At 36.0% G+C, this 15,295-nt stretch carries 13 protein-coding genes; 10 read left to right on the forward strand and 3 right to left on the reverse strand.

Features of this window, described 5'->3' with window-relative positions; genetic code table 11:
• Nucleotides 1-30: 30 nt before the first annotated feature.
• On the reverse strand, nucleotides 31-528 hold the full coding sequence (locus tag ACZ76X_RS13015; RefSeq protein WP_098667496.1) for a hypothetical protein: 498 nt from the start codon (nucleotides 526-528) through the stop codon (nucleotides 31-33).
• A gap of 150 nt (nucleotides 529-678) precedes the next feature.
• Here ACZ76X_RS13015 and ACZ76X_RS13020 point away from each other — a divergent pair, with 150 nt between their 5' ends.
• The 3 genes from ACZ76X_RS13020 to pyc all read left to right on the forward strand — a co-directional run bounded on the left by ACZ76X_RS13020 (nucleotide 679) and on the right by pyc (nucleotide 6,049).
• Nucleotides 679-966: an Fpa/YlaN family protein gene (locus ACZ76X_RS13020; protein WP_000135695.1), complete on the forward strand. Its 288-nt coding sequence runs from the start codon at nucleotides 679-681 to the stop codon at nucleotides 964-966.
• Between the two features lie 125 nt (nucleotides 967-1,091).
• Complete coding sequence (gene ftsW / locus ACZ76X_RS13025; protein ID WP_479850642.1) at nucleotides 1,092-2,273, forward strand: putative lipid II flippase FtsW; 1,182 nt, start codon at nucleotides 1,092-1,094, stop codon at nucleotides 2,271-2,273.
• A gap of 329 nt (nucleotides 2,274-2,602) precedes the next feature.
• Nucleotides 2,603-6,049 carry a pyruvate carboxylase gene (gene pyc / locus ACZ76X_RS13030; protein WP_479850643.1) on the forward strand — a complete coding sequence of 1,149 codons (3,447 nt, stop codon included), beginning with the start codon at nucleotides 2,603-2,605 and terminating at the stop codon, nucleotides 6,047-6,049.
• A 130-nt stretch (nucleotides 6,050-6,179) separates the two neighbouring features.
• Here the strand turns inward: pyc and ctaA are convergent, their stop codons facing one another.
• Nucleotides 6,180-7,115 (reverse strand): heme A synthase, encoded by a 936-nt coding sequence (gene ctaA, locus ACZ76X_RS13035; protein WP_479850644.1) that lies wholly within the window; start codon nucleotides 7,113-7,115, stop codon nucleotides 6,180-6,182.
• Between the two features lie 497 nt (nucleotides 7,116-7,612).
• Between ctaA and ctaB the strand changes: the two genes are divergently transcribed.
• The 6 genes from ctaB (at nucleotide 7,613) to ctaG (ending at nucleotide 13,525) form a co-directional block, all read left to right on the forward strand.
• Nucleotides 7,613-8,536: a protoheme IX farnesyltransferase gene (gene ctaB, locus ACZ76X_RS13040; RefSeq protein ID WP_001015052.1), complete on the forward strand. Its 924-nt coding sequence runs from the start codon at nucleotides 7,613-7,615 to the stop codon at nucleotides 8,534-8,536.
• A 93-nt stretch (nucleotides 8,537-8,629) separates the two neighbouring features.
• Complete coding sequence (gene coxB, locus ACZ76X_RS13045; RefSeq protein WP_048530648.1) at nucleotides 8,630-9,679, forward strand: cytochrome c oxidase subunit II; 1,050 nt, start codon at nucleotides 8,630-8,632, stop codon at nucleotides 9,677-9,679.
• 60 nt (nucleotides 9,680-9,739) lie between these two features.
• A complete protein-coding gene (ctaD, locus tag ACZ76X_RS13050; RefSeq protein ID WP_170955056.1) occupies nucleotides 9,740-11,575 on the forward strand; it encodes a cytochrome c oxidase subunit I in 1,836 nt (611 codons plus the stop codon).
• Nucleotides 11,575-12,198: a cytochrome c oxidase subunit III gene (ctaE, locus tag ACZ76X_RS13055; protein WP_000557861.1), complete on the forward strand. Its 624-nt coding sequence runs from the start codon at nucleotides 11,575-11,577 to the stop codon at nucleotides 12,196-12,198. The genes ctaD and ctaE overlap by 1 nt, the downstream gene beginning before the upstream one ends.
• Nucleotides 12,199-12,201: 3 nt before the next feature.
• Nucleotides 12,202-12,534 (forward strand): cytochrome c oxidase subunit IVB, encoded by a 333-nt coding sequence (gene ctaF / locus ACZ76X_RS13060; protein ID WP_000985699.1) that lies wholly within the window; start codon nucleotides 12,202-12,204, stop codon nucleotides 12,532-12,534.
• An 85-nt stretch (nucleotides 12,535-12,619) separates the two neighbouring features.
• Nucleotides 12,620-13,525, forward strand: a complete 906-nt coding sequence (ctaG, locus tag ACZ76X_RS13065; RefSeq protein WP_139866899.1) for a cytochrome c oxidase assembly factor CtaG — start codon at nucleotides 12,620-12,622, stop codon at nucleotides 13,523-13,525.
• 37 nt (nucleotides 13,526-13,562) lie between these two features.
• Here ctaG and ACZ76X_RS13070 read toward each other — a convergent pair whose 3' ends face one another.
• Complete coding sequence (locus ACZ76X_RS13070) at nucleotides 13,563-13,928, reverse strand: YugN family protein (protein ID WP_479850645.1); 366 nt, start codon at nucleotides 13,926-13,928, stop codon at nucleotides 13,563-13,565.
• A gap of 208 nt (nucleotides 13,929-14,136) precedes the next feature.
• On the opposite strand from ACZ76X_RS13070, the gene ACZ76X_RS13075 reads away from it, so the two are divergent.
• Nucleotides 14,137-15,171 carry a CAP domain-containing protein gene (locus ACZ76X_RS13075; RefSeq protein ID WP_479850646.1) on the forward strand — a complete coding sequence of 345 codons (1,035 nt, stop codon included), beginning with the start codon at nucleotides 14,137-14,139 and terminating at the stop codon, nucleotides 15,169-15,171.
• Nucleotides 15,172-15,295 lie beyond the last annotated feature (124 nt).

Genomic DNA, 15,295 nt, shown 5'->3' on the forward strand with positions numbered 1-15,295 from the left:
CTCACTCCTTTTTTCTTTCAAATATACACATTAAATAATGGTAAATTTACGAATGTTACGGATTGGATTTTGTCTATTAGATCCATCATTGTAATATAGATGAACAGGTCCATCCTCTTTTAATGGTTTTCCTTCTTTCGAAAAACCAAGAATAGCATTTTTGACGGTTTCTAATGGAAGCGTAAATGTATGTTCTACTGTTTCGACCTCGACTTGCGTAGCGTCATCTGAAATTTCAGCGTTAGCAAGAAAAGGATGAAATGGCATACCGAACGTTCCAGTAATTAGCTGTTCTTTTTTATATTTTTTTACACTTTGTTGTATCGGCGGGAAAGCAGCACCATCACGGATTTCGCGATCCCAATGCTCTGAAGTGTTTTTCAAATAAGCTTCTAATTCTGATATGTTTTCTCTTGTTTCATCAAAGTAAGTTGTCAAATCTACTTTTCGATCATCAAAGATCCAAACCGTTGGATCAATAGTGATTGGAAACCGAACTTTTCCATTAATAAATAAAATTTCGCTCATTGTTGTTCCCCCATTTGTGTTATACTCCCACTTTTCAGTATAATAGTATTAGACACTATTGTCACAAAAAATGTTTCTATTGCAATTTATTAAAACTATCGCTAATATTAATAGATAGGAGAGAGTAGGACGGAAACGGAGGGAATCAATTTGGCGTCTGAGACAGTATCAAATCATCAGGAAAAGGCACTAGCCCTTCTACAAGCGGATGCGGAGAAGATTTTAAGACTTATTAAGGTGCAAATGGACCATCTTACAATGCCGCAATGTCCATTATATGAAGAAGTGTTAGACACACAAATGTTTGGACTATCCCGCGAGGTCGATTTTGCAGTTCGCCTTGGTCTTATTGCAGAAGAACAAGGGAAAGCAATGTTAGGAGAGCTCGAACGTGAGTTATCTGCACTTCATGAAGCATTTACAAACAAACAACAATAACGGGTTCAAATAAGGGGGCTCAAACTGAAAAAGTTTGGGCTTTTTATTTGTATAATAAAGCAGGAAGAATCAATGTACATATGGAATACAACAATAATTAAATTGAAACAGAGAGAGGAAATGAAATGAAAAGAGTATGGAAATCAATGGATTATTCATTATTACTTCCTCTTGTTATCTTATGTGTGTTGGGAGTTATAATGGTATATAGTTCTAGTTCCATTGTCGCGATTTCGTCGAAATATAACTGGCCAGCAGATTACTTTTTTAAAAAACAATTAGTTGCTCTTGCTATTGGAACGGTAATACTTGTGATTGTCGCTATAATACCTTACAAATTGTGGAGGAAAAAAATAGTTCTTACAGCGATGGGGTTAGGGAGTATTGGATTACTAACAGCAGCGCTCCTTTTCGGTAAGGTAATCAATGGTGCAAGAGGATGGATACTAGGTATACAACCAGCTGAATTTGTAAAAATAGCAATTATTATTACGCTGGCAAGTTTTTTTGCTAAGAAACAAGAGAGGCAAACTCCTTTTTTTCAAGGGATAATACCTCCCCTATTTGTTGTCGGTGGATCGATGGTATTAATTTTATTACAAAATGACTTAGGGACTGACATATTAATAGGTGGAACAGTGTTAATTATGTTCTTCTGTTCAGGAGTTAATGTTAACTTGTGGATAAAAAGATTTTTATTAACAGCTGTCGTGTGGATTCCGGCGTTGTACTTTATTGGGGACTATAAATTAAGTAAATACCAAAAAGCGCGATTTTCAGTTTTTCTTGATCCATTTAGTGATCCTCAAAATGATGGATTCCAATTAGTTAATTCGTTTATTGGAATTGCCTCAGGTGGGTTAAATGGTAGAGGACTAGGAAATAGTATACAAAAGTATGGCTACTTACCAGAGCCGCAAACGGATTTTATTATGGCGATTATATCTGAAGAACTAGGTTTTATAGGTGTAGCTATCATTTTAATCTGTTTACTACTTATTATCATTCGCTCGTTTAGAGTGGCGCAAAAATGTAAAGACCCATTTGGAAGTTTACTTGCAATCGGGATTGCAAGTTTAATTGGGATACAAACATTTGTTAATGTTGGTGGTATGTCTGGATTAATACCGCTTACAGGTGTACCTTTACCGTTTATTAGTTATGGCGGTAGTTCTCTATTAGCAAATTTAATTGCGATGGGTATATTATTAAATGTTGCTAGTCATGTAAAACGACAAGAGAAACAGCAAAATGAGGAAATGAAAGAAAGAAAACAAGATGGACCACGTCTTGTTGTTGTGAAATAAAAAACACATTGTGCTTTAGAGCGCGATGTGTTTTTTTTTAGAAATATTAAATGTGATATATTAATTGATATTTATAGTAAAAAATATATCACATTAAATCTAATGTGATATACAATTAGGTTGTTAGAAAAGGAAGAGGTATGCTATACTATTTTTGTGAAACAAATTAATCAGAAAACTTATCATTTGTTAAAAAATAAGGTATGATGGATAAAAATAAAGTGAAGCTTTCTAAGTATAATATAATGTAGAAAGTGAAGAACTTCACGCTCTTTATGGTGTGTATATATTTTATCTCTAGAGTGGTAGGAAAGTAGAGGGGGAAGATCATGACAAAGCTGCAACGTATTCAAAAAGTATTGGTAGCTAACCGTGGAGAGATTGCAATTCGTGTGTTTCGAGCTTGTTCGGAACTTGGGTTAAAAACAGTTGCAATCTATTCTAAAGAGGATAGTGGTTCTTATCATCGTTATAAAGCCGATGAATCCTATTTAGTTGGGGAAGGGAAAAAGCCAATTGATGCTTATCTAGATATTGAGGGCATTATTGAGATTGCGAAAAGTAATTATGTAGATGCAATCCACCCTGGATATGGTTTCTTGTCAGAAAATATTCAATTCGCAAAACGTTGTGAAGAAGAAGGGATTATCTTTATCGGTCCAAAAAGTAAGCATTTAGATATGTTTGGAGATAAAGTAAAAGCAAGAACACAAGCGCAGCTAGCAAAAATTCCAGTTATTCCTGGTAGTGATGGGCCAGTAGATTCGTTAGAAGAGGTCAAAGAATTTGCTGAAAAGTATGATTACCCGATTATTATTAAAGCTTCCCTTGGCGGTGGCGGTCGTGGTATGCGTATTGTACGAAATAGTGAAGAATTAAGAGAATCGTATAATCGTGCGAAGTCAGAAGCAAAAGCAGCCTTTGGTAATGATGAAGTATACGTAGAAAAATTCGTTGAAAAACCTAAACATATAGAAGTTCAAATTTTAGCAGATGAAGAGGGCAATGTTGTTCATTTATACGAGCGAGATTGTTCTGTACAACGTCGTCACCAAAAAGTAGTAGAAATTGCACCTAGTGTGTCGCTTTCAGATGATTTGCGTCAACGTATTTGTGATGCTGCTGTGAAGTTAACGAAAAATGTAAACTATTTAAACGCAGGAACAGTTGAATTCCTTGTTAAAGACGATAATTTCTATTTCATTGAAGTAAATCCACGTGTTCAAGTAGAACATACGATTACAGAAATGATTACAGGAGTAGACATCGTTCAATCACAAATTTTAATAGCTGATGGACATGCATTACATAGCAAAATAGTAGGTGTTCCGAAGCAAGAGGAAGTTGTTGTGCATGGATTTGCAATACAATCTCGTGTAACGACTGAGGATCCACTAAATAATTTCATGCCGGATACAGGAAAAATTATGGCATACCGATCAGGTGGGGGCTTTGGAGTTCGTCTTGATACAGGTAATAGTTTCCAAGGTGCTGTTATTACACCGTACTATGATTCTTTACTTGTAAAAGTTACAACATGGGCGCTTACTTTTGAACAAGCTGCTGCAAAAATGGAACGTAACTTAAAAGAATTCCGTATTCGTGGTATTAAAACAAATATTCCATTCCTAGAGAATGTAGTAAAACATAAAAACTTCTTATCAGGGGAATATGATACTTCATTTATTGATGCGTCACCTGAACTATTCTTGTTCCCGAAACGTAAAGACCGCGGAACGAAAATGTTAAATTACATTGGGACAGTAACAGTAAATGGCTTCCCAGGAGTAGGGAAAAAAGAGAAACCAATTTTCCCTGATGCTCGTATACCGAATGTACTACATTCAGAGCCAATCCAAAATGGTACGAAACAAATTTTGGATGAGCGTGGAGCAGATGGATTAGTAAAATGGGTACAAGATCAAAAACGTGTACTTTTAACGGATACAACATTCCGTGATGCGCATCAGTCATTACTTGCGACGCGTGTTCGTACAAAAGATTTGCATCAAATTGCAGAGCCGACAGCGAGAATGTTACCGAACTTATTCTCAGCGGAAATGTGGGGCGGTGCAACGTTTGATGTTGCATATCGTTTCTTAAAAGAAGATCCATGGGAACGATTGCTAGATCTTCGTGAAAAAATGCCTAACGTTTTATTCCAAATGTTACTTCGTTCTTCAAACGCAGTTGGTTACAAAAACTATCCGGATAATTTAATTCAAAAGTTTGTGGAATGTTCTGCTCAAGCTGGAATTGATGTGTTCCGTATTTTTGATAGCTTAAACTGGGTAGAAGGTATGAGAGTTGCAATTGATGCTGTGCGAGATACTGGTAAAATTGCAGAAGCAACTATGTGCTACACAGGAGATATTCATGATCCACTACGTAGTAAATATGATTTGAATTACTATAAAAACTTAGCAAAAGAGTTAGAAGCATCAGGAGCTCATATTTTAGGTATTAAAGATATGGCGGGCTTACTAAAACCAAACGCAGCATATGATTTAGTTTCAGCATTAAAAGAGACGGTATCGATTCCGATTCACCTGCACACACATGATACGAGTGGGAATGGTATATTAACGTATACGAAAGCGATTGAAGCAGGTGTTGATATTGTTGATGTAGCAGTAAGCTCTATGGCTGGTCAAACGTCACAACCAAGTGCGAACACGCTATACTATGCGTTAGGTGGAAACGAAAGACAGCCAGACGTTAATATAGATTCATTAGAAAAACTATCTCATTACTGGGAAGATGTACGTAAATACTACGCACCGTTTGAAAGTGGTATGAATGCTCCTCATACAGAGGTATATATGCACGAAATGCCAGGCGGACAGTATAGTAATTTACAACAACAAGCGAAAGCGGTTGGTTTAGGGGATCGCTTCGATGAAGTAAAAGTAATGTATCGCCGCGTGAATGACATGTTTGGTGACATCGTTAAAGTAACGCCATCATCTAAAGTTGTTGGAGATATGGCATTATTTATGGTTCAAAATCACTTAACAGAACAAGATGTTTTAGAGCGTGGGCATTCTATGGACTTCCCGGGATCTGTTGTTGAAATGTTCTCAGGAGATTTAGGACAACCATATGGTGGTTTCCCGAAAAAGTTACAAGAAATTATTTTAAAAGGGAAAGAGCCGTTAACAGTAAGACCAGGTGAATTATTAGAGCCAGTAGATTTCGACGCGTTAAAAGAAGAGCTATTCCATAAACTTGGACGCGAAGTGACGATGTTTGATGTCGTTGCATATGCATTATATCCAAAAGTGTTTATGGATTACGAAAAAGTTGCTGAGCTTTATGGAAATGTATCTGTGCTTGATACACCGACATTCTTCTATGGTATGAGACTTGGTGAAGAAATCGATGTGGAAATTGAACAAGGTAAAACGTTGATGGTGAAACTAGTATCAATTGGAGAGCCTCAGCCAGATGGAAATCGTGTTCTTTACTTGGAGTTTAACGGTCAACCACGTGAGATTGTTGTGAAAGACGAAAGTGTGAAAGCGACAGTTGCACAACGCGTGAAAGGAAACCGTGAAAATCCAAACCATATTAGCGCAACAATGCCAGGAACGGTTATTAAAGTAGTTGTAAAAGAAGGCGATGAAGTGAAAAAAGGCGATTCTATGGCAATTACAGAAGCGATGAAAATGGAAACGACAGTTCAAGCGCCGTTCAATGGTAAAGTGAAGAAAGTATATGTTAACGATGGAGATGCAATTCAGACGGGTGACTTACTCATTGAATTAGATCACTAAAATAAAAAAAGAGCTGTGTCATTATGAACTGCACCCCAATTGTTAGACACAGTCTAACAATTGGAGGTGCAGTTTTTCTATATTACAAAAAATACCTTGCTAATTCGGCAAGGTATTTTTTCATTTAACTTTATTTTGTTTGTTTAGAAGTTGATGCAGCTTCTTTTGCATTCACTTTACTTCTTGTACCTAACATAACTAAATAGCATAGTACAGCAAACAAGCAAGAAATGAATAATGAATGTAATAATGCCATTGATAAACTAGCATTTGTAAATACGACTAAAATTCCTACTATAGCTTGAAGTGTAACAAGGATAAATGAAATGATCCATCCCCAGTAGACGACAGGCTGCTGTTTGTAATGGCGAATAGCAAGAATCATTGCGTATAGTATCCAAGCGAAAATTAATATTGCTGCAGCTCTATGTCCCATTTGAACCCATTCATGGAGTTGAGTTGGCATAGGTCTGTTTTTACTACATAAAGGGAAGTCTGGACAGGCTAAGCTAGCTCGTTCGTGACGTACTAAAGCTCCTGTGTAGACGACAATATAACTGTAAATTGTTACACCATAAATATGAAATTTCATTTTTTTGTCCATAATAAGTGAACGTGCATCAAACTTTTGGTCAATTTCAAAGATAAGACACGTTAATAAAATGACAGAAGCAAATGAAATTAAGGAAATACCGAAATGGATAGCAAGTACAGCTGGCATTTGTCCCCAAACAACTGCTGCAGCCCCCATTAATGCTTGTGCAACTAAAAATACGAAGGATAAAATTGCTAACGTTTTTGTTTCGCGCACATGTTTATAATATTTCCAGGACAAAATACAAAGGAGAGTGACAAGAATTCCTGCGGATCCTGATGTAAGGCGATGACTCAGTTCAATAATAGTTTCCATTGATAAATTAGATGGAACAAATTCACCGTTACAAAGTGGCCATGATTTACCGCACCCTTGACCAGAACCTGTTTTTGTAACTAAAGCGCCTCCTAATAAAACTATTAATAAATCAAGGCTTGTAATGACTGCTAACCATTTAATAAAGCGTTGCAATCTCGTTCACCATCTTTCTGCTATGAAGTTATTGCGAAATATTTTCATTCCATTATGTATAGAATAAAACGCGCTAATTCCTATGATATATAAAAAATAATAAAATAGCAAAGAAATGGAGGGGGAAGACAGGGGAGAGAAAATGGGTGTAGAAATAGAATATATAAGGAAATTTTTAGGTGAAAAATAGGCTATTTTGAAAAGAAATGGGGAGAATACGTGTTAAATATGACAAAAAAGTTTATTATAGAAGGTAACATCATGTTATGATATGGATAAGTAACAATTACGTTTTTTATATTCGACACAAAAAGTTCATGTTTTCTTCACAAAATGTTCGGGAAATATGATTTAATATATTGGAGTATGGGCGTAGATTAGTAGTAGAATGGGTTAACAATGTTTCTACTGTAATAATATTGCTATATAGAGGCGAAATATTTCATTCGAAATAGGCGCAAAAAGAAAGATGAAAGTTTTAAGAGGGGGTTAAAGTGATGAACCATGCAACAAGTGAGCTGCATGATGAGTCTGCTGTTACAAGTATACCGGAAACAACTCGGTTACAAGATTTAAAAGCACTCGTTAAAATGGGGATTGTAAACTCAAATACACTTACTGTATTTACAGGATTTTGGTTGGCATTACACTTTAATGGATTAAGTGTGATGGACAATCTGGATAAGTTATTCTTTACAATCGTTGGTTCTGGATTAGTTATGGCAGGGGTATGTTGTTTAAACAACTACATTGATCGAGACATCGATCCATTAATGGAAAGAACAAAGACCCGTCCAACGGTTACTGGAAAGTATAAACCAGGATTTGCACTTACATTTGGATTAGTTATATTACTTCTTGGGTTTGTATTTTTATTATTAACAACACCAATGGCAGTGTTAATGGGGTTTATTGGTGCTTTCACATATGTTGTTCTATATAGTTTATGGACAAAGAGAAAGTATACACTAAATACTGTTGTAGGTAGTATCTCTGGTGCAGTTCCACCTTTAATTGGATGGGCAGCAATCGATCCATCTTTAGGCCATCCAATTGCTTGGATGCTATTTTTGATTATGTTTATTTGGCAAATCCCACATTTCCTTGCATTAGCAATGAAACGTGTTGATGAATATCGAAATGCAGGAATTCCAATGCTTCCTGTAGTTCATGGATTTGAAATTACGAAACGCCAAATTATGATTTGGACAGTATGTTTATTACCACTACCATTTTATATGAGTGGACTAGGGATAACATTTATGGTAATTGCAACACTGCTTAACATCGGATGGATCGTTTTAGGATTTTATGGCTTCCGTAAGAAAGATGACATCAAATGGTCTGTGCAAATGTTTGTTTATTCCCTAAATTATTTAACAATCTTATTTGTATCAATGATTGTAGTTACATTCTTCTAAGACAACGACATAATTGGATTTCTTTACGTTGAGATTTACTTTACTTAACTATAAAGTACAATCTAATTCACAAGGAAAGTGGGGGTTGTTTGTATGAAGAAACAGTGGCGACTGCTTTCGTTCGTTTCACTGCTGGCTTTACTGTTAGGGGGATGCGGTAAAGCCTTTCAATCTACTTTAATTCCGCAAGGAGAAGTAGCAAAAATGCAATATGATCTGCTCTTACTAGCAAGTGCAATCATGGTAGGAGTAGTATTAGTAGTTACTATTATTTTCTTATATGTAATTGTGCGTTTCCGACAAAAGAAAGGTCAGGAAGATTATATTCCGGAGCAAGTTGAAGGAAATCACAAACTAGAAATTATATGGACAGTTATTCCGATTATTCTTTTGTTAATCTTAGCTGTTCCGACGGTTACATATACATTCAAACTTGCTGATGTAAGTGCGATGGAGAAAAAGAATATTGATAAAGATACTATCGTTGTTGATGTAACAGCGAATCTTTATTGGTGGGAATTTTCTTATAAATCAGAAAAGATAGTAACTTCCCAGGATTTAGTCATCCCCACAGGTAAGAAAGTGTATTTGAATTTGAAGGGTGCCGATATTAAACATTCGTTTTGGGTTCCATCTTTAGCTGGGAAAATGGATACAAATACAGATAATGTAAACAAAATGTGGTTAAAGGCAGATAAATCGGGCACTTATAATGGTTTTTGTACAGAATTTTGTGGCCCATCACATTCTTTAATGCAATTCAAAGTGAAAGCTTTAGATGAAAGCGAGTACAAACAGTGGCTTGCTGATATGAAGAAGATTGATGGGAAGAAAGAAGTAGCTTCAACGAAAGCGCAAGAAGGCCAAGAAATATTTAATAAAAGCTGTATTGGTTGTCACGCAGTTGGATCTAATGATAGTAGACCACCTTCCGCTCGTATCGCACCAAACTTAGCAAACTTTGCGGATCGCGATACAGTTGCCGGCATTGCCGAAAACAATGAAGAAAACTTAAAAAAATGGCTGAAAGATCCTGAAAATATGAAACCAGGAAATAAAATGACTGGTAAATATGGAAACTTAACGGATGATCAAATTGATGCATTAAATGCATACTTACAAACGTTAAAAGTTGAAAAGTAAAGAGGGATTATTCGCGAAGGGGAGGTTGAAAACGTGAGTTCTGTAGCAAAAAAACAGGGGATGGGTGCTGTCATATGGGATTATTTAACGACAGTAGACCATAAAAAGATTGCCATTCTCTATTTAATTGCAGGTGGATTGTTTTTTGTAATAGGCGGAATAGAAGCTCTATTTATTCGCCTTCAATTAGCGATTCCTAACAATGCTTTTCTTGTTGGGGATGCTTATAATCAAGTATTAACGATGCACGGTACAACAATGATTTTCCTCGCAGCTATGCCACTCGTGTTTGCATTTATGAACGCCGCTGTACCACTTCAAATTGGTGCACGTGATGTAGCGTTCCCGTTTTTGAATTCACTTGGATTTTGGTTATTTTTCTTTGGTGGAGTATTTTTAAATTTAAGTTGGTTTTTAGGTGGAGCACCTGATGCAGGATGGACATCTTATGCATCTTTAGCGTTAGCTTCTAAAGGTCATGGTGTTGATTTTTATGTATTAGGCTTGCAGATCTCCGGTATTGGTACGTTAATTGGAGGTATTAACTTCCTTGTAACCATTATTAATATGCGTGCGCCAGGGATGACATATATGCGTATGCCGATGTTTACATGGACGACATTTGTAACATCTTCGCTAATATTGTTCGCTTTTCCGCCGTTAACTGTAGGGTTAGGACTTTTAATGTTAGATCGTTTATTTGGAACAAGTTTCTTTAATCCGGCATTGGGTGGGAATACGATTATATGGGAGCATTTATTCTGGATTTTCGGTCATCCAGAAGTATACATTCTTATACTCCCAGCTTTCGGAATATTCTCAGAAATCTTCGCGACATTTTCGAAAAAACGATTATTTGGTTATTCGTCGATGGTGTTCGCGACAGTATTAATTGGATTCTTAGGATTTATGGTATGGGCGCATCATATGTTTACTGTTGGGCTTGGTCCAGTTGCAAATGCTATTTTCTCAGTTGCAACAATGGCGATTGCAGTACCGACTGGTATTAAAATATTCAACTGGCTCTTTACAATGTGGGGAGGAAGTATTCGTTTTACGACACCGATGATGTGGGCGGTAGCTTTCATTCCATCATTCGTAATGGGGGGAGTTACAGGTGTTATGCTAGCATCTGCACCAGCGGATTATCAATTTCATGATAACTATTTCGTAGTAGCTCACTTTCATTATGTAATCGTCGGTGGTGTTGTATTCGGTTTACTTGCAGGAGCTCATTATTATTGGCCACTGATGTTTAATAAAGTATTGAATGAAACGTTAGGAAAGATAACATTTTGGCTATTCTTTATCGGTTTCCATTTAACGTTCTTCATACAGCATTTCCTTGGGTTAATTGGTATGCCACGTCGTTACTACACATATCTTGAAGGTCAAGGGTTGGAAATGGGGAATATGATTAGTTCTATTGGAGCGGTATTTATGGCTCTTGGAACGATTGTTCTTCTATTCAATGTAATTAAAACGACAGTTTCAAAAGAAAAGGCTGGTCGTGATCCATGGGATGCTCGTACATTAGAATGGACAATGCCAGCACCTACACCAGAATATAACTTTAAACAATTACCATTTGTTCGCGGGTTAGATCCGTTTTGGATTGAAAAACGTGAAGGGAATAAAGAGATGACAGCGGCGGAACCAGTGGGTGATATTCATATGCCGAATCCATCATTTTCACCATTTATCATTTCTTTAGGACTGTTTATAGCGGCATTCGGTGCAATGTATATGCAGGGTGGAAAAGATAAGTTTTGGTTATTAGTAGCAATTATCGGTTTAATCATTACATTTGGCACAATGTTCCTACGTTCCGTAATTGATGATCATGGATATCATATTCATAAGGAAGATTTAGAAGATAAGGGGGGCAAGGCATAATGCATGTAGATGAAAAGTTAACAAATGAAACATTTCCAGCAGAGCCTGAAAAAGCAACCCTTGAGGGGAAAAATAAGTTTGTCGGTTTTTGGTTATTTCTTGGAGGCGAAACAGTATTGTTCGCTTCCTTATTTGGCACATATTTAGCGTTAAAGAATTCTACAAATGGTGGACCAACATCTCAAGAAATGTTCCAAATGCCACTCGTTTTTATTATGACGATGCTTTTATTAACGAGTAGTTTAACGAGCGTATATGCAATGTATCATATGAAAAACTTTAACTTTAAAAAAATGCAACTTTGGCTACTAGTAACAGTGCTGTTAGGTTTAGGGTTTTTAGGATTTGAGATATATGAGTTTTATCATTATACACATGAATTTAAGCATACTATGAGAAGTAGTGCATTTGGTTCCGCGTTTTATGCTCTTGTTGGTACACATGGACTCCACGTATTGTTTGGATTATGTTGGATTTTAACATTAATCTTTAGGAATGCGAAGAGAGGCCTAAATTTATACAATGCACCGAAGTTTTATGTTGCATCGATTTATTGGCACTTTATTGACGTAGTTTGGGTGTTTATTTTCACTGTAGTATATTTGATGGGAATGGTGGGATAAACAATGGCGATAAAGCAAACGAATAATCCTAAAGTTGATCTTGTTTATCGGAAAAGAAAAAGTGCGGAGGAAATGAAGCATCAAGTTATTACATTTGCATTAATGATTTTTTTAACATTAGTTGCATTTGCAGCGGTAGCATATCCGAAAACTTTTAGTCCGACTTTTTCAGTACCATTTATTTTACTATTAGCGGTGGTACAAGTAATTTTTCAATTGTATTATTTTATGCATATGAGTCATAAAGGACATGAAGCGGCAAGTTTCTTTCTTTATTCTGGTCTGTTGATTGGATTAATTACAATTTTAGCTTTTATGACAATTGTGTGGATTTGAAAAGTGAAGAATAAGGGAGCTCGTGTCGTCACAGCTCCCTCTTCATGTTATGTGAAAGGATAACCTTAAGAAGGTAGGTGTGACAATGAGTAACTTGTGGATATTTGGTTTTCAAGCACTATGGAGTCCAATCTTTTTACTATTTATGATTTCAATCCTTATTGGGTACTTTTTAATTATTGGACCATATAGAATGCGATTTGAACATGCGACAAAGGTAAGTAAGAAGCAAGTTTTTTATTTTACGACCGGGATTGTTCTTTTGTATTTTGTAAAGGGAGGGCCTATTGATTTAATTGGTCATATTATATTTAGTGCACATATGTTTGAAATGGCAGTTATGTATATTGCCGTTCCACCGTTATTGTTGCTTGGTATACCAGTTTGGTTATATCGTTATATTACTTCTTTTAAGTTCGTTCAAATTATATTAAAGATATTTGCTAAGCCACTTATTGCATTGTTTGTATTTAATGGCCTGTTTTCTTTTTATCATTTACCAGTTGTTTTTGATACAGTAAAACAAAGTCAAATTGCTCATCCTATTTGTCTCGCTATATTGTTCTTTACGGCAATCATGATGTGGTGGCCGATGCTAAATCCATTACCAGAATATCAAACGTTAAGTGATATAAAGAAACTTGGTTATATGTTTGCTAACGGTATATTATTAACGCCAGCTTGTGCGTTAATCATTTTTGCGACGGCACCATTATTTGCAACGTATACGGATCCGGCTGCTTGGATGAAGGCGATGGAATTATGTGTACCAGCGGGAACTTTATCTGATTTAAATATAACTGGACCAGAATTTTTACACTGGATGCCCGTCGTGCAAGATCAACAAACAGGTGGCATCATTATGAAAATTGTCCAGGAAATAGTGTACGGTACGATTATTGGCTATGTATTCTTTAGGTGGGCACGTAGAGAACGTGAAAAAGATAAAGAGCAGTTGCAGCAATTACCGCCATATTTACAGACGAAATAAAAACGAGTGCATCAAGTACGATGCACTCGTTTTTATTTTACTCAATGATTTGGAATTCTTTTAACTCTTTTTCGACATTTTGTAGCAGTTGTTCGCTTTTTTGAAGTACATTCGTTGGGAAAGTTTCACCCTCACCATATTCAACGCCGTGAGGATAATAATGTTTACCTAATAAGGGAGGAAGTAGTTTTATTTCAGCATGTCTACTACCAATGTCACCTTCAACAGCTAAACCTTGTACGCGTAAATAATAAACATCGTTTAATATTTCGAATTTATAATCGTATGTAACTCTTTCGTAGTCCCACTGTCCAGCAAGTACAAAATGGTTTTTCTCCATAATCTCTGTTAATAGTGTTAAATCAACGACTGCCCCATTAAATTTCGTATTTGTAAATTGCATATAATACCTCCTTTTTTAATGTTACATCATTATTTTTATAATAGTATGAATAATAAGAAAGTGCAATTCATATTGGGAGAAAAGGGATAATCCAGACTTTTTTTGCGAAAATATGATATAGTGAAAAGAGTACGGTACACACAAAAAAAAGGAAAGAAAAGGATTTGTGTATATCTCAATTTTATGTTTTGTGCAGGAGGTATATCGATTGAAGAAATTATTGCGTATCGTAATGATTACATTTTTAATTTTAGCTGTTGATTTATACGGGAAATTACTCGTTTCACAATATATATTAACCCCATCTCAATCAAAGCAAGAAAATAAAATTGTGAAAAAGAAAAAGCAAGTAAATGAAGACTCTTCTGATACTGTTTTAAATATGATTGGCGGGGACTCTGAAAATTTATTAGCAAAATGGGGAGAACCTTCTCGAATAGAGCCATCTGCTTACGGGTATGAATGGTGGGTATACAATCAAGATTTAGCTCAGTATGTTCAATTTGGGGTTGCTGAACGTAAAGTTGTAACGGCGTATGTTGCTGGTGAAGAGGTTAAGGTGCCACCTTATTATATAAATGAAAAGTATGAAGATGTGTATAAAAAGAATCCACTCTCTCATGAGATTTCGTTAAAAAGAGGAAAGAATAGTTATCAATTTGAGTTATCTGATACCGAAGTGATGGAACAACCATTAATACCTGTAGAAGATGGCTGGGCACAATTATATTTTGATCATTTTACACATGAGCTTGTTGGCGTTCGTTATATGGATGACGAAACGTTGTTACGCCAAAGGCCTTATCAGCTTGTTTATTCAGGTGAATTACTAGCAGAACAACCATTGACTCCAGATAAAATGAAACAAATAGAGAATGGGAATATGCAACAAATTTTTGATTTAACAAATATTATTCGAAGTCGTCATGAGTTGCCGTTGTTAACATGGGATCAACAAACCGCAGATGTGGCTATCGGTCATAGTAAAGATATGAAGGATAATAATTACTTTTCACATGATTCACCTACATTAGGTACGTTAGGAGATCGTTTGCAGCGCGGGAAAGTAGGATTTCAACTTGCTGGTGAGAATATAGCGGCGCAACATAGTGACGGAATTGCGGCGTTGCAAGGTTGGTTAAATAGTGAAGGACACCGAAAAAATTTATTGAATGAACAATTTACAGGATTAGGTGTTGGCGTATACGATAAGTTTTATACACAAAATTTTATTCGGAAATAAAGTGAACCTGTAAGCGGTGGATGGAACACTGCCTAGATATTTACTTCATCTTCACTGAATTATAGATAGGAATCTGAACCTATGCAAATAGTAGGGGAAAAAGGTGCATGAATCGTCTAAAAAT

Source organism: Bacillus sp. BC05(2025) (assembly GCF_056725905.1).